Here is a 20,599-nt window from a genome sequence, read left to right on the forward strand (position 1 = left end):
ACTGGATGACGCGTCCTAACGTGGAGTCATGCACCACCACGCCCACCACGCACCGCACGACCACGCTCACGACGAGTCGATGGCCGAGGTGCTCGACCTCGACGCCGCGATGAACCGGCCCTACTTCGAGTCGTTGCTCGACCGGGTCGCCGGACAGCTCGAGCGCGAACCGCGCACCGTCGTCGACATCGGCGCCGGCACAGGAACGGGCACCCTCGCCCTGGCGCGCCGCTTCCCCCACGCGCAGCTCGTCGCTCTCGACCGGTCCGCCGGGATGCTCGAGCGAATCCGGAAGACCGCCGAGCACAACGGGTTCGGTGATCGGATCCGGACCGTCGAGGTCGACCTCGATGCAGGACTTCCGGCCGTCGGCGCGATCGACCTCGCCTGGGCGGCACTGTCCCTACACCACATCGAGGATCCGGATGCGACGCTCCGGCAACTCGCCGAGGCGATGGCACCCGGGGGGACGGTGGTCGTCACCGAGATGGAGTCGCAACCACGATTCCTGCCCGACGACATCGGTATCGGTACGCCGGGACTCGAAGCGAGATGCCACGAGGCCGCGGCGTCCCGAGGGTGGAACAGGTGGCCCGACTGGAGCGACACTCTGCGTCGCGCAGGCTTCGAGATGGTCGAGATGCGCCGCGACGAACTCGGTGCCGACGTCGACGACACCGCACGTCGATACGCCCACGCGGTGCTGAACCGGATGCGGACCGGCCTCGGCAACGCCGTGTCCGACGAGGATCTCGACACGCTCGATCGACTCGTCGGCGACGGTCCCGATTCGGTGCTGCACCGGGCAGATCTGGTGGTGCGTGGGTCTCGAACCGTGTGGATCGCACAGGCAATCAAGGAGGAGAACCGATGAACACCCAGGAGAACCCCACACAGGACGGTTACGACGTCGTCGTGATCGGCGGCGGCTCGGCCGGACTGAGTGCCGCCACCGCGCTGGCACGCTCGCGCCGCTCGGTGCTCGTCGTCGACGCCGGTGAACCGCGCAACGCCCCAGCGGTGGCCGCGCACAACGTGATCGGACACGAAGGCATCGCGCCGACCGAACTTCTGGCTCTCGGCCGGAAGGAGGCCGCCGGATACGGCGCCGAGATCCTGTCCGCACGAGCAGAATCCGCTCGTCGCAGCGACACGGGATTCGAGATCGGTCTCTCCGGCGGCACCACTGTGCAGGCACGTCGGCTCATCCTCGCGACGGGACTGGTCGACGAGCTGCCCGACCTGCCCGGAGTCCGCGAACTGTGGGGCAAGAGTGTCCTGCACTGCCCGTACTGCCACGGCTGGGAGGTTCGGGACCGGCGCATCGGCGTGATCTCCTCGGGGCCGATGAGCGTGCACCAGACCCTGTTGTTCCGTCAGCTCAGCGACGACGTCACCTTCTTCACCCACTCGGCGCCCGCCCTGGAAGCCGAGGCCCGCGACCAGCTCGAGGCACGCGACGTGCGGATCGTCGACGGCGCCGTCGCGGAACTGCGAGCGGACGGCGAGGAGGTCCGTGCCGTGGTGCTCGAGGACGGCACCGAGATCGAGGTCGACGCCGTGGTGGTCGCACCGCGTTTCGTCGCCCGCGCCGATCTGTACGAGCAGCTCGGCGGAGCGGTCACCGACCATCCCGTGGGCACCCTCATCGAGACCGATCCGACGGGGAAGACCGCTCTGCCCGGCGTGTGGGCGGCGGGCAACTCCGCCGACCTCTCCGCGGTGGTCGTGGTCGCTGCAGGCGCCGGCGTGATGACCGGGGCGGCGGTGAACGCCGACCTGATCGCGGAGGAGACGGCTGCGGCGGTGGAGGAACGAGCCGCCCGCGGACTCACTTTCGCCGAATAGCCTTGTCAGGCATACGAGAACGGCCGGGCGAGCACACGCTCGCCCGGCCGATTCGCGACCTACGTCAGAACGGGTAGGGCGCGATGTCGGGACGTACCGTGACCCACTGGGTCTCGGTGAACGCCTCGATGTTCGCGGCCGGACCGCCGAAGCGGGAACCGGTACCGGATGCTCCGACCCCGCCGAAGGGAGCGTTGGCCTCGTCGGCGACGGTCATCTCGTTGATGTGGATCTTGCCCGAGTGGATCCGGTCGGCGATCTTCATCGCCTGTCCCACATCGCCGACGATGCTCACCGACAGGCCGTACTCGGACGCATTGGCCAGCTCGACGGCCTCGTCGGCGTCGGAGAACTTCAGCACCGGAGCGACGGGACCGAAGATCTCCTGGCCCCAGGCGGGCATCTCGGTGGTCAGATCGGTCAGGACGGTGGGCCGGTAGAACAACCCCTCGTGCGTGCCGCCGGCGGCGAGAGTGCCGCCTGCGGCCACGGTCTCCTGCACGATCGTGTCGATGTTCGCCAGCTGACGCTCGTCGATGATCGGGCCCAGGTGCACCGGGCCGCCCGCGGGATCGCCGACGACGAGCGCATCCGCCTTCGCGACGAGGGCGCGCACGTAGTCGTCGTAGACGGACTCGTGCACCAGGTGCCGGCCGGTGGTCATGCAGATCTGGCCCTGGTGGAAGAACGATCCCATCGCGCCGACACCGGCAGCGAGATCGACGTCGGCGCCGGGGAGCACGATCATCGCGTTGTTGCCGCCGAGTTCGAGGTGGGTGCGCTTGAGATGCTCCGCGCCGGCCTTGCCGACGTGGCGTCCGGCGGCGGTGGATCCGGTGAACGACACCACCCGCACCTCGGGAGCATCGACGGTCGCGGCGCCGACGTCACCACCACCGGGCAGCACCTGCAGCACACCGGCGGGCAGTCCGGCCTCCTCGAAGATCCGGGCCACGACGACACCACCGATGACGGTGGTACGCGGATCCGGCTTGAGCAGCACCGCATTGCCGAGGGCGAGGGCCGGGGCGACCGAGCGCATCGCGAGCAGCAACGGGAAGTTGAACGGCGCGATCACCGAGACGACGCCGGCGGGCAGTCGGCGCGCGATGGACCAGTGACCGTTGTCCGACGGCAGGTACTCACCGTGCGGATGGGTGGGCAGCGCCGACGCCTCGAAGCACTCGGTGGCGGAACCGAACACCTCCATGGCGGCCTTGTCCGGGATTGATCCGGCCTCGCGGAGACCCCAGCCGATGAGTTCGTCGGCGTGTTCGCGGAACTTCTCACCGGCGCGACGGAGGATCTCCGCACGCTCGGACGGCGCGGTGGCGGCCCAGGACTTCTGCGCGGCGGCGGCAGCGCGGGCGGCGGCGTAGACGTCCTCGGGGTCGGCCAGGCCGATCTCGGCGATCTGTTCCCCGGTCGAGGGGTTGGTGACCTTCGTGGTGCCACCGTTGCCGGGGCGCCAGCCGTCGAGATGGATCTTTCCCGTCCACAGGGCTTCGTCGAGCAAGGCCATAGGGTTCTCCTCAGCGTGGTCGTCGCCGTCCCGCGCGCGTGGGACACGATGTGTTCCACGAGTGTGGGAGCGATGACGGCTCGCAGGATCGACTCTTCTCATTCAACGAGAAAGCCTGCGACAGTTCTGGCGGACGAGCGCGCCACGCGGACGGGGTCCGCGTGGCGCGTCGTGTGTCGAGGGGAGAGCCGTCAGCCGGCAGCGACGAGCCGACGCTCTTCGGGGGTGGGTTCGGACGACAGGATCGCCGACTCGAGCAGCTCTTCCGCCTGCTCGTCCGACAGCGACATGCCGAGGGAGAGTTCGGCGAGGACGGAACTGTGTGCAGTCTTCAGCATGCCCTTCTCGCCCGCCGACAGGCCCTTCAGATGTTCGCGACGAGTCAGGTCGCGAACCACGGCGGCGGTGACGTGGAGGTCACCGACGTTCAGCTTCTCCCGGTTGCTCTTGAATCGTCGCGACCACGTCTGTTCTTCGTGTTCGGTGGGAGCGTGCAGGATCGCGAACAGTTCTGCGAGTTCGCTCGGGTCGTAGACGTTGCGCAGTCCGATCTCCTCGGCCTTCCCCACCGGCACGGCGACCATGAGGTCGGAGCGATGAATCTTCAGTTGCAGATACGGTACGGGCGACTGCTTGATCGTCCGGGTGATGATCGCGGACACCGTGGCGGGTCCGTGATGGGGATGGACGACGATCTGTCCGGTCGAGAACTGCATACGACTTCTCTCTGTCGGTGGGTGTCACACCCGGTCGTCCGATTCGTAAGGGCACGAACGCAACCGCACGACCGTCGCATCACTGCAGCGCTCCGGGAACGAGGACTGATGCGGACGCGGGAAGGCTCATTCCATTCGGATGATCGAGCCGGAACCCGCGAGGTGACATGTCCCATCATCGCAGGTGGCCCGCGCACACGTCCGCTGTGGGGTAGGTCACACGGGCTCGACGGTGGTCGACGCTCCGCGGTCGAGCCACACGTGGGGGAAACATTTGACATGATCGGCGGGCCGGACGCGCCGGTGCGAACGCAGAGCAGGAGTGACAATTGGCCGAGGACGTCACCGAGAGCAGGCCTCGTCGCCCGATCGGACCCCGGGTCGTGCTCGTTCTGGCATTCGTCGTGGTGGTCACGGCCGCCGCATTCGTCCTCACCCCCGTGCCGGGGTCACTGGTGGTGCGCAAGGTGTTCGAACGCGACGCGCGGGAGCAGACCGAGAAGCTCGCGGTGGACGCTCCGGAGACGGACTTCGTCGCCGACCTCCACTACCGGGAGGACGACCCGGACGCCTACCTCGACGTGTACACACCGCCAGGGACCACCGAGGCGCTGCCGACGATCGTGTGGACGCACGGCGGCGCATGGTTGTCGGGTAATCGCACCAACTACGCGGGTTACTACAGGCGTCTCGCGGCCGCCGGATTCACTGTGGTGTCGGTCGGCTACTCGCTCGCACCGGGCCATCGCTATCCGACCCCGGTGCGGCAACTCGTCGATGCACAGCGCTACCTGCTCGAGCACGCCGACGAACTGCACATCGACACCGAGCGGATCGTGCTCGCCGGTGACTCGGCCGGGGCGCAACTGTCCGCGCAGATCGCCGCGGCGGTCACCGACCCCGACTACGCCGCGCTCCTCGGTGTCGACCCGGCGTTCACACCGGAGAACGTGCGCGGTGTCGTGCTCAACTGCGGCATCTACGACGTGTCCGCGATCGGTGGGAGCGGCGGGCTGATCGGATGGGGCGTCGAGCAGGCGATGTGGGCCTACACCGGCGCCCGGGAATTCGCCACTTCGGATGCGGCGGGCCAGATGTCGGTGTTGAACTCGGTCACCGAGAACTTCCCGGCCACCTACATTTCCGGTGGCAACGCCGATCCGCTCACCGCCACCCAGTCCGAGAGGCTCGCGCAGCGACTCACCGGACTGGGTGTGCAGGTGGATGCGTTGTTCTATCCGGACGATCACACACCGGAACTGGCACACGAGTACCAGTTCGATCTGTCCACGCCGGATGCGCGTGCCGCGCTCGAGCGGACGATCGATTTCGTCCGCAAGGTCACGACGTAGCGCGCGCGGGGATCTCGGCGACGACACGTTCGGCGAGCGGCCGCGAGGAGGCCGGGTTCTGGCCCGTGTACAGGACGCGGTCGACCACCACGTGCGGCTCCCAGGCGTCCGCGGACGAGAAGACCGCGCCCGCCTCCTGGAGACGGTCCTGCAGCAACCAGGGTGCCTTGTCGGCCAGTCCCGCCTGGACCTCCTCGACGTTCGTGAACGCCGTCAGGCTGTAACCCTCGAACAGCCAGCGGCCGCCGGACTCGTGGGCGGGGAGCAGGGCCGCCGGGGCGTGGCACACCATCGCGACCACCTTGTCGGCCTCGACGAAGTGCCGCACGAGTTCACCGAACCGCTCGTCGACGGCGAGATCCTCCATCGGGCCGTGACCACCGGGCACGAACAGCAGGTCGAAGTCCTCGGCCCGCTGGTCCTCGAGCACCGCCGCACCGGAGAGCACCGGCTGCAACTTCTCGAGCGTCGACTTCAACTCGGCCACGCGGTCCTCACCGCCTGCGGCGTCGGGTTCGAGGCTGGCCTGGTCCACGACGGGCGTGCGGCCGCCCGGAGTGGCAACGGTGATGTCGTAACCGGCCTCGTCGAAGACGGTGTACGGCTCGACGAGTTCCTCCGCCCAGAAGCCCGTGGGATGGCGGGTGCCGTCCTGCAACGTCCAATGATCGGCGGAGCTGACGACGAACAGGATGCGGGTCATGGTGTGTCCTTTCGAATGAACGTAGACGTCGCGTACCCGCTGCGAGCGGGACCGACACGGGGGGTGACGACGATCGCCGGGCCCACGAGGGACCCGGCGATCGTGTGATGTGACTGTGGGTACGGCGGATCAGACGCCGACCACCTCCTGCGCGATGGCGGCCAGACGGGTCTGGGCCGCGGAGATCACGCCGTGTCGTGCCTTGTGCGCTTCCTCGTAGGCGACGATCGCCCGGATGTCCGCAGGTTCGGTCAGTTCCTTGACCGCCGCCACGGCCTTCGGGACGGTGAGATCGTCGTAGTTCCGGATCGGCAGCTCCTCCTCGGTGAGGACACCCGAGGCGCTGCGTGCCCTGTGCAGAGCGTCGGCGGTGCCGTCGGCACCTTCTCGACGGCTCACGCGTTCGGCCGTCTCGAGAGCCGCATCGCGCGAGGCACCGATAGTCTTGGCTGCGACGTCACCGGCGTGCGCGCCGCGCGAGAGCAGCGACTCGATGCGGGGACGCGTCGAGCGGGCGACGTCGATCGCTCGATCGATGCTGCGCGCCGACCAGGTGACCGGCGTGTTGACCAGACGCACCGCTGCGCCGGCCGCGGCCTGCAGGGGAGTGCGACGCAGAGCGGCAGGACCGCCGAGCGCCTCCTCCGCGATGACGGTGGTGAGCCACTCGACCGTCGCCGTGTGAGCTGTGATCAGACGGTCCGCCAGCGACACGATCGACTTGTGTCCGCCCGCGGTGGCCAGTGCCTTCACATAGCGGGCACGGTCGAGGAGCTGATGTTCGAGGGCGAGGTCGGACAGCAGTGCTTCGTCGAACGGCTGCGCCTGCTCGGTGAGGGTCTTCACCATGATGGCGGCGCGGCCGATGAACGGCCCGACCACATCGGGAAGTCCGCCCAGATCGCGGATCGCCTCTTCGATCGCCACCGCACGGATGCGGCAGTTCTCGGCGTTCTCGGTCAGCTCCTTGCGTACCGCTTCGGTTCGGGCCTGCGCGACACGCGTTTCGGCGACCTGGGTCTCTGCATGGGTCAGTTCGTGGAGAGTGCGCAACTGGGTGAGCAACGCGGGAGTTCGATTCTCGGTCATCGTGCGTTCGCCTCCTTCGCACTGGAAGAGTCGGTGATCTACCGACGAATTCACATCCATCGAGAAAATGACGTGACAACTGTCGGCTACCCGACCCCCGGAACTGCTAACGTCTATGTGATCCATAACACACCCCCTGGTCGGGTTCGTTGCTGCAGTGACCACTCGGCGCACGCGAGTCACACGGGTCTCGGTTTGAGCCCGTTACTCGCGGGGAAACTTCGGAGCACACCTTGACGTGAGAGATCGAGGCCGGGACGAGACGCGGTCCGCCTGACTCTTCAGGTGATCGGCGACCGTGAGACGGCCGCAAGCAGCACAAAGGAAAGCGGGGACGACACGATGACCACGGCAGCACCCGTCATGCCCACGGACGTGATCACCGCTCCGGCGACGGTTGCTCCGTCGCAGTCGGCCGAGACTCCGGTGCGGACGATCGACGCGCGGTCCGTCGAGGCTCCGCCGTCGGCCGACGTGGCGTCGAGGGAGGTGGACCCTCCGGTGGCGGAGGAGATGCCGGCTCTGCTCGAGCACCCGATCGCAGGTTTGTTGATGTTCGTCGTTCTCGCCGTCTGCGGATTCGCAGCCGCCGCGGTGGTCGCAGGATCCGTGGCGGCCGGGCTCGCTCTGGCGGGTGTCGTCGGAGGAGCGGCGGCGACTCTCGTCGCTGTTCTCTGACGTGGCAGAACGACACCGGTAGGCCCGTTTCGTCCAGATCGGAACGGGAGGATATCGTCTCCGGTCATGTCCAAGGAATTCGTTTTCACGTCCACGCTCGACCACAGCGTCGAACGCGTCCACGGCGCTTTGACCAGCGAGGACTTCTGGAACAGCCGACTGGCTGCGAGCCAGACCGGCGTGGGGCAGCTCGAGGTCGGCTCCGGTCCCGGAACCTTCCGCGCGAAGGTCTCCGACCAGATCGACACCTCTGCTCTGCCCGCGGTCGTCCGGGGCGTGGTGCGAGGACCTCTGATCATCGAGCGCACCGACGAGTGGGGCGGACTCGAGGGCGGTACGGCGCAGGGAACGCTCGCCGGCAGCACGTCGGGACTGCCGATCACGATCGCGGCCCGTTCGGAACTGCGGGGCAACGCGGCCGGCGGTACCGAGATCGAGGTGCGTGGCGAGGCCACCGTCAAGGTCCCCGTCGTCGGCGGGCAGATCGAGGGTCTGATCGTCCAGCTCGTCGAGAACATCGTCCAGAACGATCGGACCGACATCGACAAGTGGCTCACCGAGAACTGACTCGCGGGGTCGCCCGATCGATCGGCTCCCGGTCGACGGGTCATCTGTTCCGATGCCGCCGTTCCTCTTCCGAGGTGCGGCGGCATCGTCGTTCCGGACGGATCGGTCGGCGACACACCGGGGCGGGTCGTTGAAGAGGGGTGTGACCCGGGCCACCATCGGATCATGTCGATGCCGTGGGACGAGGACGGCGGCTACGCGTGGGAACGCCGCGAGGCCGGATACACCTGGGAGCAGATCGGCAGCGAACTCGGTTGCCCTGCCCATGTCGCACAGAATCTGGGGGAGCGTTACCACGCGGATATCACCGCCGAGATGACGAGGAACCAGTTGTCGCTGTTCGACATCTCGACGGAGACCTGAATCCCGGCTGCCGGTGTTCGCCGTGTGTTCATCGGATGTGCACCCGTACGGACCTCGTGCGAAGAGGCATCGTCGCCTCCGGAGGGGACCGTAGGTGTCATGGAGGCACTCGTGCGCGACTCCCTGTTCGGTTTCCTGCAGGAGAGCGGACTCGCCGGCTCGGGCGGTGAAGCGGCGGCGCTGCTCATGGAAGGTCTCGTCCGCGTCGATCATCGCCAGGTCCGCAGTCCCCGCACCCCACTTCGTGCCGGGGACGTCGTCTCGATCGCGGGTACGCGATCGATGGCGGTCTTCGGCGTCTCTCCCGGTGGGGTTCGTCCCGTCCTGTAGCTCGTCCGTCGCACGGAGCACCCGCGACCTGCGACGCAGTCGCCTGTCCGGGCGGTGTGATAAGCCGTACCGGACGAGAACGAGCGACGACGAGGGAGAACGACGCGTGCTGATACTGCACCGTGCGGAGCGCACCGGCATCCTGGCGGATGCGCTGGCCGAGGTGCTCGCGAAACCCCTCGACGATCCGTTCGCGCGGGAGGTCGTCGCGGTGCCCGCCCGAGGTGTCGAAAGATGGCTCACCCAGCGGTTGTCGGGCCGGCTCGGTTCGTCCGCCGGCGACGGGGTGGCCGCCAACATCGACTTCCCGTCCCCGTCGCGCCTCGTCGACGAAGCACTCGCCGCAGCCTCCGGCATCACCGCCGACGACGATCCGTGGCATCCCTCCCGCATGCTGTGGTCACTGCTCGGGGTGATCGACGAGTGCGTCGGCGAACCGTGGTGCGCCACCCTCGCGCGTCACCTCGGTCACGGCGCCGACGACCACCGGGCCGGGCGCCGGTACGCCACCGCAGCGCATCTCGCCGGCCTGCTCCGCAGTTACGGACTCCAGCGCCCCGGAATGATCGCCCAGTGGGCGGCAGGGCACGACACCGACGGCACGGGTGCGCCCCTCGACGACCATCTGCGATGGCAGGCCGAGCTGTGGCGACGCCTGCGCGCCCGCATCGGGGTCGACAGCCCGTCGCAGCGACTCGGCGAACTGTGCGGCCGGCTGCGGGACGACCCCGATGTCGTCGATCTGCCCGAACGACTCTCCATCTTCGGTCCCACCCGCCTCGACACCGTCCTCGTCGACGTGCTGTCCGCGCTCGGGTACCACCGCGACGTGCACATCTGGCTTCCGCATCCGAGCCCGGTGATGTGGGACGGACTGACCCGGCGTCCGGCGTCGATGCGTCGCGCCGACGACCACAGCGCTCTCGGGGTGCAGCACCCGTTGCTCGCCGCTCTCGGCCGCGACGTGCGCGAACTCCAGAGCCGGCTCTCCGGCCTCGACTGCACCGACGTCCCACACACCTCACCCCGGCCGCCGGCGACGCTCCTCGGCCGGTTGCAGGCCGATCTCCGCGACGATCGCGCCCCCGAACCCGGATCGGCAGAGCCCGACGGGACCGTGATGATCCACGCCTGCCACGGACCCACCCGGCAGGTCGAGGTGCTTCGCGAGTGCCTGCTGCACCTGTTCCGCGACGACCCCACTCTCGAGCCACGCGACGTCATCGTCATGTGCCCCGATGTCGAGACGTACGCGTCGCTCGTCCACGCCGCCTTCGGGGCCGGGGTCGGCGAGCATCCCGGCCACACGCTGCGGGTCCGTCTCGCCGATCGCGGCCTGCGCCGCACCGATCCGATCCTCGCGGTGGTGTCCGAACTACTCGCGCTCGCCGACGGCCGGGTCACCGCCAGCGAGGTCCTCGATCTCGCCGCCTCCGCCCCGGTGCGCCGCAAGTTCGCATTCGACGACGACGAACTCGAACGCCTTCAGGAGTGGACCACCGAGACCGGTGCCCGCTGGGGTCTCGGCCCGTGGCAGCGCAAGAGTTTCGGTCTCGGCGACTTCATGCAGAACACCTTCGGGGCGGCACTCGACCGCATCCTGCTCGGTGTCGCCGCCGACGGAGCGGACGGGGAGTGGTTGTCGCTGTCGCTGCCCCTCGACGACGTCGACAGCAACGACATCGACCTCGCCGGGCGGTTCGCCGAGTTCATCGATCGGCTGACGGTGGTGCTGCTCCGGCTGCGCGGCCCGCACCCGGCGGGGCGGTGGTCGGACGAACTCGGTTACGGCATCGATCTGCTCACCGACGTTCCCACTGCCGACGCATGGCAGCTCACCCGCGCGCGGCGCGAGATCGGCGACGCCGTCGAGCACGCCGGCGACACGCAGTTGTCCCTGAGCGACGTCCGGTCCATGCTCTCCTCCCGGCTCGCCGGGCGTCCGTCGCGCTCGAACTTCCGGACCGGCGAACTGACCGTGTGCACGATGGTGCCGATGCGCTCGGTGCCCCATCGCGTGGTGGTGCTCCTCGGTCTCGACGACGACGTCTTCCCCCGCACGGCCCACATCGACGGTGACGACGTTCTGACCCAGAATCCTTGTGTGGGAGAGCGTGATCCGCGCAGTGAGGACCGGCAGCTGCTCCTCGACGCACTGATGGCCGCGGAGGAGCGTGTGTTGTTGTTCCACACCGGCGCCGACGCCGTCACCGGAGCACTGCGCCCACCGGCAATTCCGCTCACCGAGGTGCGCGACGTGGTGGCGACGATGACGGGCATCCACGTCGACGACGAGCGCATCGTGCGGCGACATCCCCTGCAGCCCTTCGACCCGCGGAACTTCCGGGCCGACGACCCGTTCGGGTTCGGTGTCACCGCACTCGCGGGAGCCCGTGCAGGACAAGGAGGTTCGGTGGCGCGCGACCGGTCGGGTGCACTTCTCGTCGACGACCTTCCGGCCCCCGCACGCACCGATGTCGATCTCGACGAGCTCGTCGCCTTCCTGACACATCCGACGCAGGGATTCCTCCGGCAGCGGCTCGGTCTGCGGATCCCCGACACCGACGAGGGCATCGCCGACGCATTGGACGTCGAACTCGACGGTCTCGCCCAGTGGCAACTGGGCGACCGCATGCTCGAAGCGCGGTTGGCGGGCATGTCCGCGGGTGCCTTCCAGGACGCGGAGTGGCGTCGCGGCACGCTCCCGCCGTTCGCGCTCGGCCGCAGGACCCTCGACGCGGTGAGCGACAATGTCGAGCGCCTCGTGCACGCCTGCGCCGGTGTGCACACCGGGCAGGCCCGCACCGTCGATATCCGCGTCGATCTCGGCGACGGTCGTCGGCTCACCGGCACCGTCGGAGGTGTGCACGGCGAGGTACTGGCCCGCAGCACGTATTCCAAGCTGTCGCCGAAACACCGGCTGGAAGCATGGATCCGGTTGCTCGCCGTCGTCGCCTCGGGGCATCCCGGGCAGTGGCGTGCGGTGACCACCGGGCGCAGCCGTTCGCGCTCGTACCCGGCCTGGCGCTCGACCCTGCTGGCTCCCGCCGATCCCGTCGCGCTGCTCGCCGCACTCGTCGATCTGCGCGATCGCGGACTGTGCCGGCCGCTGCCGCTCGTGACGGGCGCGTCGGCCGAGTACGCCGATCGCCGACACCGCGGCGATTCCGTGGAGATGGCACTGTCGGCCGCCGGGAAGGCGTTCGGTGGCGCGTTCGGCGACGGCAAGGACCGTCACGTGCAGTACCTGTACGGGCCCGACGTGACGCTCGGGCAGCTCACCGCCGACGCACCGGACGGCGTCGAGGCCGGCTGGTTCGACGACCCCACCCGTTTCGGTGTGCTCGCCCGACGGCTGTGGGAACCCCTGCTCGCCTCCGAGAACCAGGGACGCCCGTGAGAGAAGGACGCAGCGTGCCCGATACCGCCATCACCGATCCGCGCGCCGTAGGCGGTCCGCCGCCCGCAGGCTTCGATCTGCTCGGTCCGCTCCCGAGCGGCACCACCGTTCTCGAGGCCAGCGCGGGGACAGGGAAGACGTACGCGATCGTCGGGCTCGCCACCCGGTTCGTCGCCGAAGGGCACGCCCGCCTGTCCGACCTGCTGCTCGTCACCTTCAGCCGGGCCGCGACGCAGGAACTACGCGAGCGCACCCGCAACCGGTTCGCGCAGGTCGCCACCGCCCTCGCCGATCCGGACAGTGCGCGGACGAGCACCGACATGCTCGTCCGTCATCTCGCGAGCGAGGACGTCGACGCGCGGCGGTCCCGCCTGCGACAGGCGTTGTCCGACTTCGACTCCGGCACCATCTCGACCACGCACGGCTTCTGCCGCCGCATGCTCGACGAACTCGGGATCGCCGGTGAACGCGAACCCGACGTCACGGTCGTCGAGGACGTCGACGACCTGCGGGTGGAGGTCGTCGACGATCTCTACCTGCGGCGCTACGGCAGAGGACAGACCCCCATCACCTACGCCGAGGCGGCCGTCGCCGCGAAGGAGGCGATCTTCGACCCGCAGGCCGAACTCGCACCGAACGACGCCGACGGCACCGCGGCCGGCGAGCGTGTGGAGTTCGCACGTGCGGTCCGCGAAGAGGTCGAACGACGCAAGCGCCGCCTCGGCCTGCGCGACTTCGACGACCAGTTGTCCCTGCTGCACGCCGTGCTCGGCGATCCGGAGCACGGCGACGCCGCCTGCCGGCGGATGCGTGCGCGCTTCTCCGTCGTCCTCGTCGACGAGTTCCAGGACACCGACCCCAAGCAGTGGGAGATCCTGCGCCGGGCGTTCCACGGGCACAGCACGCTCGTGCTCGTCGGCGACCCGAAGCAGGCCATCTACGCCTTCCGCGGCGCGGAGGTGCTCAGCTATCTCGACGCCGTCTCCGAATCCGACACCTACTGCGAGCTGACCACCAACTGGCGCAGCGACGGCGATCTCGTCCGGGCGCTCGAACACGTCCATCTCGGTGCGGCCCTCGGTGATCCCCGCATCGTGGTGAACCCGGTGAAGGCGGCAGCCGCCGATTCCCGGCTCTCGGGCATCGCGCCCCTGCGGGTGCGTCACCTGCCCCGTGCCGGTGCCGGTCCGCTCAACGACTGGGGTTTCCCGCAGAACCTCGACGGCCTGCGCGGGCGGGTCGCCCGCGACGTGGCGGCCGACATCGTGCGCCTGCTCGACGACGAGAACGTCACCCTCGACCTCGGTTCCGGTCCCGAGCGCGTGCAGCCCGGGCACATCGCGGTCCTCGTGCGCAAACACAAGCAGGTGACACTCGTCCACGACGCGCTGACGAAGGCGAACGTGCCGTGCGTGGTCGCCGGGGGCACGAGTGTGTTCGCCACCCCGTCCGCGCAGCACTGGCTGTGGGTGCTCTACGCGCTCGATCAGCCCCATCGCGCCGATCGCGTCCGGCTCGCCGCGCTCACCCCGCTGCTCGGCCGCACGATGACCGACATCGATTCGGAGGGCGAAGCGCTGGTCGTGGAGGTCGGCGGACTGCTCCGCGAACTGAACGACGTCTACGCCCGCACCGGCTTCGCCGCCGTCTTCGAACGACTCGCGTCCTTCGGTTCGGTCGAGGCCCGCCTCCTCGACGAGCCGTCCGGGGAACGCACACTCACCGACATCCGGCACGTCGCCCAGCTGCTCGAGGACGTCGCCTCGGCACAGTCGCTGGGGCCGGCCGCACTCACCCGCTGGCTGGAGGACCGCATCAACGACCCCGACCGCGGTGGGGCCGACCGGATCCGGCGCCTCGACAGCGACGCCGCGGCGGTTCAGATCCTCACCGTGCACGGCAGCAAGGGGCTCGAGTTCCCCGTCGTCCACGTCCCGTACGGGTGGGATGCCGCGAAAAACCCCGAGCCCGACAAGCTGCTGCTGCACGAGAACGGCCGGCGCATCCTCGATGTGGGTGGCAAGAGCGGTCCCGGCTACGTCGCGCGGCGCCGTCAGCACGAACTCGAGGAGGCGGGGGAGGAACTGCGCCTGCTGTACGTGGCGGTGACGCGCGCGCAGTGTGCGCTCACCCTCTGGTGGGCGCCGTCCACCCCCACCTCGCGGTCGCCGCTGCACCGGTTGCTGTTCGCCCGTGATGCCGGTTCGGCCGAGATCGCGGCGGAAGGCCGGATCGGTCACGACGAGGCCATGGCCGAGGAATTCGACCGGTGGGCCGCGCGCGCCGACGGGGTCATCGCCGCCGAAGCGGTGGGGTCGCATCCGATTCCGGTGCGACGCTGGACCCGCCCCCGCGTGGAGACCGGACCTCTCGCCGCAGCCCGCTTCGATCGGGTCGTCGACGAGAACTGGCGCAGGACCTCCTATTCGGCGCTCACCGCCTCGGTGCACGATGCGCCCGTGGTGAGCGGTGAGGTGGAGGAACCGGTGACGACCGACGAACCGGCCGAGCCTCCGCTGAGCGCAACGGAACCGGCGCGCGAAGGCATTCCGTCACCGATGAACGGACTGCCCGGCGGCACGATCTTCGGCACGCTGGTGCACGCCGTCCTCGAGGTCGTCGACACCTCCGCCCCCGATCTCGAGGCCGAACTGCTCGACTGCTGCCGCGAGACGGTGCGCCGCCAGATGTCGCCGATCGACCCCGCCCAGCTCGCGGCGGCGTTGCTCCCGGTGATGCGCACCCCGCTCGGGCCGCTCGACCGGACCCTCGCCGACTTCGCTCCCTCCGACCGGCTCTCCGAACTCGACTTCGAGTTGCCGCTCACCGGAGGCGACAGTCCGGTGCCCGTCACCGTCACCCTCGACGCGGTCGGCGGGTTGCTGCGCCGGCACCTGCCCGCCGACGATCCGATGGCGGCCTACGCCGATCTGGTACGCACCCTCGAACCGGTGCCGCTGCGGGGTTACCTCAACGGCAGTATCGACGCCGTGCTGCGCACCGAGGGTCCGCGATTCATCGTCGTCGACTACAAGACCAACCGGCTCGCGCCCGTCGACGAACTGACCACCGCCCACTACACCCGCGAGTCGATGGCGGCGGAGATGCTCCGCGCCCACTATCCGATGCAGGCGCTGCTCTATTCTGTTGCCCTGCACCGTTATCTGCGGTGGCGGATGCGCGACTACGACCCGCACGCCCACCTCGGTGGTGTGCAATACCTGTTCGTCCGCGGCATGGCCGGACCGGACAGTCCACCCGGCAGCGGCGTGTTCGACTGGCATCCGCCGGCCGCTCTCGTCACCGACCTGTCCGACCTTCTCGCCGGAAAGGCCGTGATCTCGTGATCGAGTCCATGACCGACGTTCGGATCGCCCAGCGCGGAAAGGGCGCTCTGCGGCAGTTCAACGAGGTGGGCGCACTCTCTGCCGCCGACGTGCACGTCGCCCTGCGACTCGCGGCACTCGGCGGCGAGGACGACCCGCACGTTCATCTCGCCACCGCGCTGGCCGTACGTGCCGTGCGATCCGGGTCGGTGTGCCTCGACCTCACGCGTTTCCGCGAGGTCACCGTCGAGGAGGACGCGGACGGCCAGCCCGTCGTCGACCCCGCGAGCCTGCCGTGGCCGCGCGACGAGGACGTGCTCGCGGCGCTGCGTCGCAGTCCCCTCGTGGTCGGCGGCGACCGCGGACCTCTGCGTCCGTTGCGCCTCGTCGACACCGCGGAAGGTCCGCTGCTGTATCTCGACCGGTATTTCCGGCAGGAGCAGACGATCCGCCGGGTGCTCGCCGAACGCACGGCGACCTTCCCCGACCTCGACGAGGAGCGCATCGCGGCGACGCTCGACGAGCTGTTCCACCATCCCGACGACCCCTCCCGACCCGCGCCGGCACCCGACCGTCAGCGCGTCGCCGCGGCGCTCGCCGCCACCCGACCGACCACCGTGATCGCGGGCGGGCCGGGCACCGGCAAGACCCACACGGTCGCGCGGATCCTCGCGCTGCTCACCCGTCTGTACGGGCACGAGCTGCGCATCGGCCTGGCCGCTCCCACCGGCAAGGCCGCCGCGCGCCTGCAGGAGTCGGTGCGCGAGCAGGAGACCGAGCTGGGTCTGCCGCCGAATCTCACCGCCATGACCGTGCACCGGATGCTCGGCTGGCAGCGCGGCCGCACCCGCTTCCGCTACCACGCGGGCAACCACCTGCCATACGACGTGATCGTCGTCGACGAGACGTCGATGGTGTCGCTGACGATGATGTGCCGTCTGCTCGAGGCGGTGCGGCCCGACACCCGGCTCGTCCTCGTGGGCGATCCCGACCAGCTCGCCTCCGTCGACGCCGGTGCGGTGCTCGCCGATCTGGTGGGGCGTCCTGTCAGCGGCACCCTCGATCCGGTCTTCGAACGGGTCGTCACCCGCGATCTGGCGGCCGCCGACGACCCGGCCGAGGCGGCCTTCACTCCGGCCCAACGCGCCCGGCTCGGTGGCGGTGTCGTGCGCCTGAGCCGCGGCCGCCGCTTCGGTGGCGCGATCGCCGATCTGGCCGTGGCCGTCCGCAAGGGGAACGGCGACGAGGTGCTCGACATCCTGCGCAGGGGCGACCCGGAGGTCTCGTTTGTGGCCCCGTCCGACCTCGACGCCCTGCGCGACGACATCGTCCGCTCCGCCGCCGAGGTCACCAAGGCCGCCGAGACGGGAGACGTCGAGACGGCGCTCAAGCGCTTCGAGGAACATCGGTTGCTGTGCGCGCACCGCGACGGCCCGGCCGGCGTGCAGTGGTGGGCGCGGCAGGCCGCCGAATGGATCGGGGAGGCCGCGGGGCAGCGCCTCGACCTCGAAAGTTGGTATCCCGGCCGGCCGCTGCTCGTCACCGCGAACGACCACGACATGCAGATCTACAACGGCGACACCGGCGTGGTCGTGCGGCGCGGCGACGAACTCGTCGCGGCGTTCGCACGCGGCGAGGCGCCCTTCGAACTGCGCCCGAGCCAGCTGCCGGCGGTGAGCACCGTCTACGCGATGACGATCCACCGCAGCCAGGGCAGTCAGTACGGAACCGTCTCGGTGGTGCTGCCCGACTCAGGATCGGCGCTGCTCACCCGCGAACTGCTGTACACCGCGATCACGCGTGCGCGGTCGCACGTGCGGATCATCGGGACCGAGGACGCGGTACGCGCCGGCGTGGCACGGCAGGTGCTCCGAGCGAGCGGGCTCCGGCGGGAGATTCGCGTGTAGCCGGTCGTCGACCTCCGGGCTCGACCGGATGAGGACGAGTCCGGTTGTTCTATCGTCGCGAGACCGTCTCCGCCGGCGAACGGGACGTGGCATGCTCGAATCGGCGCGCACGACAGACGACGAACGAACCGAGCGATGGACTGGTTGGACGCGGACGGGTACACGATCGGGCGGCTGCTGGTCACCCGTGGACTCGCGGTGCTGTATGCCGTGGCCTTCCTCGCGGCCCTGTTGCAGTTCCGGGCGCTGATCGGCGAACGCGGCATCCTTCCCGCCCCGCGGTTCCTGTCTCTCACGTCGTTCCGGCAGTCGCCGAGCCTGTTCCACTGGAGATACTCCGACGGTCTGTTCACCGCGGTTGCCGCGGTGGGTCTCGTGCTGGCGGTGGTGACGGTCATCGGTGTCACCGAGCAGTTGCCGCTCGTGGTCTGCATGCTCGTGTGGTTCGTGATGTGGTTGCTGTACCTGTCGATCGTCAACGTGGGTCAGGTCTGGTACTCGTTCGGGTGGGAGTCCCTGCTGCTCGAGGCCGGCGTGCTCGCGATCTTCCTGGGCAACGCCGATACCGCGCCGCCGCTGCTCGTGCTGATCCTGCTGCGCTGGTTGCTGTTCCGGCTCGAGTTCGGTGCCGGACTGATCAAGATGCGCGGCGACCGGTGCTGGCGCGACCTGACGTGCCTCTACTACCACCATGAGACCCAGCCGATGCCCGGCCCGCTCAGCCGGTACTTCCACCTGATCCCGCGGCCACTGCACAAGGTGGAGGTGGCGGGTAATCACTTCACCCAGCTCGTGGTGCCGTTCGGGTTGTTCCTGCCGCAGCCGGTCGCCGGGATCGCCGCACTGATCATGATCGTCACACAGTTGTGGCTGGTGACGAGCGGCAACTTCGCGTGGCTGAACTGGATCACCATCGTCATCGCGCTCTCGGTGGTGCCCGACAGTTTCTACGGGTTGCTGATCGACTCCGCCACGACCTACGGTCCGACACCCATCGCGTTCACCGTCGCCGTGCTGGCGCTGGCCGTGCTGGTCGCGGTGCTCAGCTACTGGCCGGTGGCGAACATGATGTCGCATCGGCAGGCGATGAACGCTTCGTTCAACAAATGGCACTTCGTGAACACCTACGGCGCGTTCGGCACCGTCACACGTACCCGACGAGAAGTGATCGTCGAGGGCACCACCGATGCGGTCGTGACACCGGCGACGGAGTGGCGCGAGTACGAGTTCAAGGGCAAACCGGGCGACGTGTATCGCAGGCCGCGTCAGTACGCGCCGTACCACCTGCGTCTGGACTGGTTGATGTGGTTCGCGGGGATCTCCCGCGACTACGCCGCGGGGTGGTTCCCGCGGTTCGCGGGAAAACTGCTGGAGAACGATCCGGCCACCGTGAAACTGCTCCGGCACAACCCGTTCCCGGACGAACCGCCCCGTCTGGTGCGGGCCCGCCTGTTCCGCTACCGCTTCGCCACGCACGCCGAACGACGCGCGACGGGCCAGTGGTGGATGCGGGACGAGATCGGCGATTTCATGATGCCGATGGCGCGCGACGACCTGCCCTGACCACCCTCCTTGATCACCGCTGTCACCACACCTCGCCACCGGTCTCCGACACGGTGAATCCGTGGGTGTCCGTCTCGCACGTGATTCCCGTCTTCTCGTCGACGGTGCACGTGAACGGATCGACGGTGAGAGTGCTGCCGTGGGGCAGCGTCTTCGGGGCACCTCCGAAATCCGTGAATGCGATGTCGCCGATACTCACCCACTCTCCGGGGCCGTCGCCTTCGAGCATCAGGGCGTTCGCGGGCACCAGCACGTCGGGCGCGCCGCTGCCGGGGACCCGGGGTGCACTCGCCGGCATCGTGCCCTGGCAGCCCGTCAGGGGAGCGGTGTGGACGAGGATGGCGCATCCGAACTGCCCGCCCGGCGACGCGAAGTAGTACACGCCCTCGCTGGTCGCGGCGTAATCGTCGGGGTCGACCGGCGTCGGTGCGGCCGAGGTGGTCGTGGTCGTGGTCGGCGCCGACGAGGTGGCGGTGGTACTCGCCGCCTCGGTGGGTGCTTCGGATGCGGTGGCCTCACCCTCCACGCTCCGCGAACACCCTGCCGCGACGAGTGCCGCACACGCGACGACGACGAAGCTGACGAGGCGTGCGCGGCGACTGATCATGCGGGGCAGCATAGCGAGCGCCGGGATCGACGCAAGTTCCACTCCGGTCGACTCAGAGCCGGCGCGTCACCCGCGCGGGTACGCCCGTCGCCACGACGTTCGGCGGTAGGTCGCGTGTGACCACCGCACCGGCTCCCACGACGGTGTTCTCGCCGATCGTGACGCCCGGTCCGACGATGGCGCCACCGCCGAGCCACACGTTGTCGCCGATCGTGATCGGTTGCGCCGATTCCCACTTCGCGCGGCGGAGATCGGGATCGAGCGGATGAGTGGGGGTGAGGAGTTGTACGTTCGGGCCGATCTGCACGTCCGAGCCGATCGTGATCGGCGCGACGTCGAGCATGATGGCGCCGAAGTTGACGAATGTTCCGTTCCCCACGGTGATCCGGTACCCGTAGTCCACCTGCAGTGGCGGCCGGATCTCCACGTCGTCACCGATCGAGTCGAACAACTCCTCGAGTAGCGCGCGACGCACATCCGGATCCGCTGCGCTCGACGCGTTGTACTTCTCGGTCAGCAGCGCTGCCCGGAGCGCGTCGGCGGCGAGTTCGGGATCGTCGGCGATGTAGAGTTCGCCGGCCAGCATCCGCTCCTTCTGCTCGCCCACCGAGGATCCTTCCGTCTCGCC

At 69.1% G+C, this 20,599-nt stretch carries 17 protein-coding genes; 11 read left to right on the forward strand and 6 right to left on the reverse strand.

Annotated elements, in window-relative coordinates; genetic code table 11:
- Nucleotides 1-28 precede the first annotated feature (28 nt).
- Nucleotides 29-874, forward strand: a complete 846-nt coding sequence (locus C6Y44_RS06560) for a class I SAM-dependent methyltransferase (protein WP_159418945.1) — start codon at nucleotides 29-31, stop codon at nucleotides 872-874.
- Entirely contained in the window at nucleotides 871-1,848 is a 978-nt protein-coding gene (locus C6Y44_RS06565; RefSeq protein ID WP_159418944.1) for an NAD(P)/FAD-dependent oxidoreductase, read from the forward strand. Before C6Y44_RS06560 ends, C6Y44_RS06565 begins: the two co-directional genes overlap by 4 nt.
- A 64-nt stretch (nucleotides 1,849-1,912) precedes the next feature.
- Here C6Y44_RS06565 and C6Y44_RS06570 read toward each other — a convergent pair whose 3' ends face one another.
- Nucleotides 1,913-3,370: a benzaldehyde dehydrogenase gene (locus C6Y44_RS06570; RefSeq protein ID WP_159418943.1), complete on the reverse strand. Its 1,458-nt coding sequence runs from the start codon at nucleotides 3,368-3,370 to the stop codon at nucleotides 1,913-1,915.
- A gap of 191 nt (nucleotides 3,371-3,561) precedes the next feature.
- Nucleotides 3,562-4,086, reverse strand: a complete 525-nt coding sequence (locus C6Y44_RS06575) for a CarD family transcriptional regulator (RefSeq protein WP_120281798.1) — start codon at nucleotides 4,084-4,086, stop codon at nucleotides 3,562-3,564.
- A 329-nt stretch (nucleotides 4,087-4,415) separates the two neighbouring features.
- Here C6Y44_RS06575 and C6Y44_RS06580 point away from each other — a divergent pair, with 329 nt between their 5' ends.
- Nucleotides 4,416-5,438 (forward strand): alpha/beta hydrolase, encoded by a 1,023-nt coding sequence (locus C6Y44_RS06580; protein ID WP_159418942.1) that lies wholly within the window; start codon nucleotides 4,416-4,418, stop codon nucleotides 5,436-5,438.
- Here C6Y44_RS06580 and C6Y44_RS06585 read toward each other — a convergent pair.
- Nucleotides 5,428-6,141 (reverse strand): type 1 glutamine amidotransferase domain-containing protein, encoded by a 714-nt coding sequence (locus tag C6Y44_RS06585; protein WP_159418941.1) that lies wholly within the window; start codon nucleotides 6,139-6,141, stop codon nucleotides 5,428-5,430. The genes C6Y44_RS06580 and C6Y44_RS06585 overlap by 11 nt on opposite strands.
- 129 nt (nucleotides 6,142-6,270) lie before the next feature.
- A complete protein-coding gene (locus tag C6Y44_RS06590; RefSeq protein WP_174247075.1) occupies nucleotides 6,271-7,230 on the reverse strand; it encodes a ferritin-like domain-containing protein in 960 nt (319 codons plus the stop codon).
- A gap of 342 nt (nucleotides 7,231-7,572) precedes the next feature.
- Here C6Y44_RS06590 and C6Y44_RS06595 point away from each other — a divergent pair, with 342 nt between their 5' ends.
- From C6Y44_RS06595 to C6Y44_RS06630, 8 genes are all read left to right on the forward strand, one after another.
- Nucleotides 7,573-7,908, forward strand: a complete 336-nt coding sequence (locus C6Y44_RS06595) for a hypothetical protein (protein ID WP_159418939.1) — start codon at nucleotides 7,573-7,575, stop codon at nucleotides 7,906-7,908.
- A gap of 66 nt (nucleotides 7,909-7,974) precedes the next feature.
- Nucleotides 7,975-8,475: a DUF2505 domain-containing protein gene (locus C6Y44_RS06600; RefSeq protein WP_088896629.1), complete on the forward strand. Its 501-nt coding sequence runs from the start codon at nucleotides 7,975-7,977 to the stop codon at nucleotides 8,473-8,475.
- Nucleotides 8,476-8,640: 165 nt separating this feature from the next.
- Nucleotides 8,641-8,838, forward strand: a complete 198-nt coding sequence (locus C6Y44_RS06605; protein WP_026061505.1) for a hypothetical protein — start codon at nucleotides 8,641-8,643, stop codon at nucleotides 8,836-8,838.
- Between the two features lie 99 nt (nucleotides 8,839-8,937).
- Nucleotides 8,938-9,168 carry an RNA-binding S4 domain-containing protein gene (locus tag C6Y44_RS06610; RefSeq protein WP_159418938.1) on the forward strand — a complete coding sequence of 77 codons (231 nt, stop codon included), beginning with the start codon at nucleotides 8,938-8,940 and terminating at the stop codon, nucleotides 9,166-9,168.
- Nucleotides 9,169-9,274: 106 nt separating this feature from the next.
- A complete protein-coding gene (gene recC / locus C6Y44_RS06615) occupies nucleotides 9,275-12,568 on the forward strand; it encodes an exodeoxyribonuclease V subunit gamma (protein WP_159418937.1) in 3,294 nt (1,097 codons plus the stop codon).
- A 14-nt stretch (nucleotides 12,569-12,582) separates the two neighbouring features.
- Nucleotides 12,583-15,915 (forward strand): UvrD-helicase domain-containing protein, encoded by a 3,333-nt coding sequence (locus tag C6Y44_RS06620; protein WP_159418936.1) that lies wholly within the window; start codon nucleotides 12,583-12,585, stop codon nucleotides 15,913-15,915.
- A gap of 8 nt (nucleotides 15,916-15,923) precedes the next feature.
- Entirely contained in the window at nucleotides 15,924-17,801 is a 1,878-nt protein-coding gene (recD, locus tag C6Y44_RS06625) for an exodeoxyribonuclease V subunit alpha (RefSeq protein ID WP_174247074.1), read from the forward strand.
- Nucleotides 17,802-17,936: 135 nt separating this feature from the next.
- Entirely contained in the window at nucleotides 17,937-19,364 is a 1,428-nt protein-coding gene (locus C6Y44_RS06630) for a lipase maturation factor family protein (RefSeq protein ID WP_159418934.1), read from the forward strand.
- A 22-nt stretch (nucleotides 19,365-19,386) separates the two neighbouring features.
- Here the strand turns inward: C6Y44_RS06630 and C6Y44_RS06635 are convergent, their stop codons facing one another.
- Both C6Y44_RS06635 and C6Y44_RS06640 read right to left on the reverse strand, forming a co-directional pair.
- Nucleotides 19,387-19,971, reverse strand: coding sequence for a hypothetical protein (locus tag C6Y44_RS06635; RefSeq protein WP_225623738.1), 585 nt, complete (start codon nucleotides 19,969-19,971; stop codon nucleotides 19,387-19,389).
- A gap of 52 nt (nucleotides 19,972-20,023) precedes the next feature.
- The gene (locus C6Y44_RS06640) at nucleotides 20,024-20,578 is read right to left on the reverse strand and encodes a sugar O-acetyltransferase (protein WP_120284041.1); all 555 of its coding nucleotides are present in this window, start codon (nucleotides 20,576-20,578) and stop codon (nucleotides 20,024-20,026) included.
- Nucleotides 20,579-20,599 lie beyond the last annotated feature (21 nt).

This window comes from Rhodococcus rhodochrous, from assembly GCF_014854695.1.
Taxonomy (GTDB): Bacteria; Actinomycetota; Actinomycetes; order Mycobacteriales; family Mycobacteriaceae; genus Rhodococcus.

Bases quoted from the DNA above. Each gene is read 5' to 3' on its own strand.
- C6Y44_RS06635 (WP_225623738.1), bottom strand. From the start codon at position 19,971: ATGATCAGTCGCCGCGCACGCCTCGTCAGCTTCGTCGTCGTCGCGTGT.
- C6Y44_RS06585 (WP_159418941.1), bottom strand. From the start codon at position 6,141: ATGACCCGCATCCTGTTCGTCGTCAGCTCCGCCGATCATTGGACGTTG.
- recD (WP_174247074.1), top strand. From the start codon at position 15,924: ATGACCGACGTTCGGATCGCCCAGCGCGGAAAGGGCGCTCTGCGGCAG.
- C6Y44_RS06565 (WP_159418944.1), top strand. From the start codon at position 871: ATGAACACCCAGGAGAACCCCACACAGGACGGTTACGACGTCGTCGTG.
- C6Y44_RS06575 (WP_120281798.1), bottom strand. From the start codon at position 4,086: ATGCAGTTCTCGACCGGACAGATCGTCGTCCATCCCCATCACGGACCC.
- C6Y44_RS06590 (WP_174247075.1), bottom strand. From the start codon at position 7,230: ATGACCGAGAATCGAACTCCCGCGTTGCTCACCCAGTTGCGCACTCTC.
- C6Y44_RS06605 (WP_026061505.1), top strand. From the start codon at position 8,641: ATGTCGATGCCGTGGGACGAGGACGGCGGCTACGCGTGGGAACGCCGC.
- C6Y44_RS06600 (WP_088896629.1), top strand. From the start codon at position 7,975: ATGTCCAAGGAATTCGTTTTCACGTCCACGCTCGACCACAGCGTCGAA.
- C6Y44_RS06570 (WP_159418943.1), bottom strand. From the start codon at position 3,370: ATGGCCTTGCTCGACGAAGCCCTGTGGACGGGAAAGATCCATCTCGAC.
- C6Y44_RS06630 (WP_159418934.1), top strand. From the start codon at position 17,937: ATGGACTGGTTGGACGCGGACGGGTACACGATCGGGCGGCTGCTGGTC.
- C6Y44_RS06610 (WP_159418938.1), top strand. From the start codon at position 8,938: ATGGAGGCACTCGTGCGCGACTCCCTGTTCGGTTTCCTGCAGGAGAGC.
- C6Y44_RS06595 (WP_159418939.1), top strand. From the start codon at position 7,573: ATGACCACGGCAGCACCCGTCATGCCCACGGACGTGATCACCGCTCCG.
- C6Y44_RS06560 (WP_159418945.1), top strand. From the start codon at position 29: ATGCACCACCACGCCCACCACGCACCGCACGACCACGCTCACGACGAG.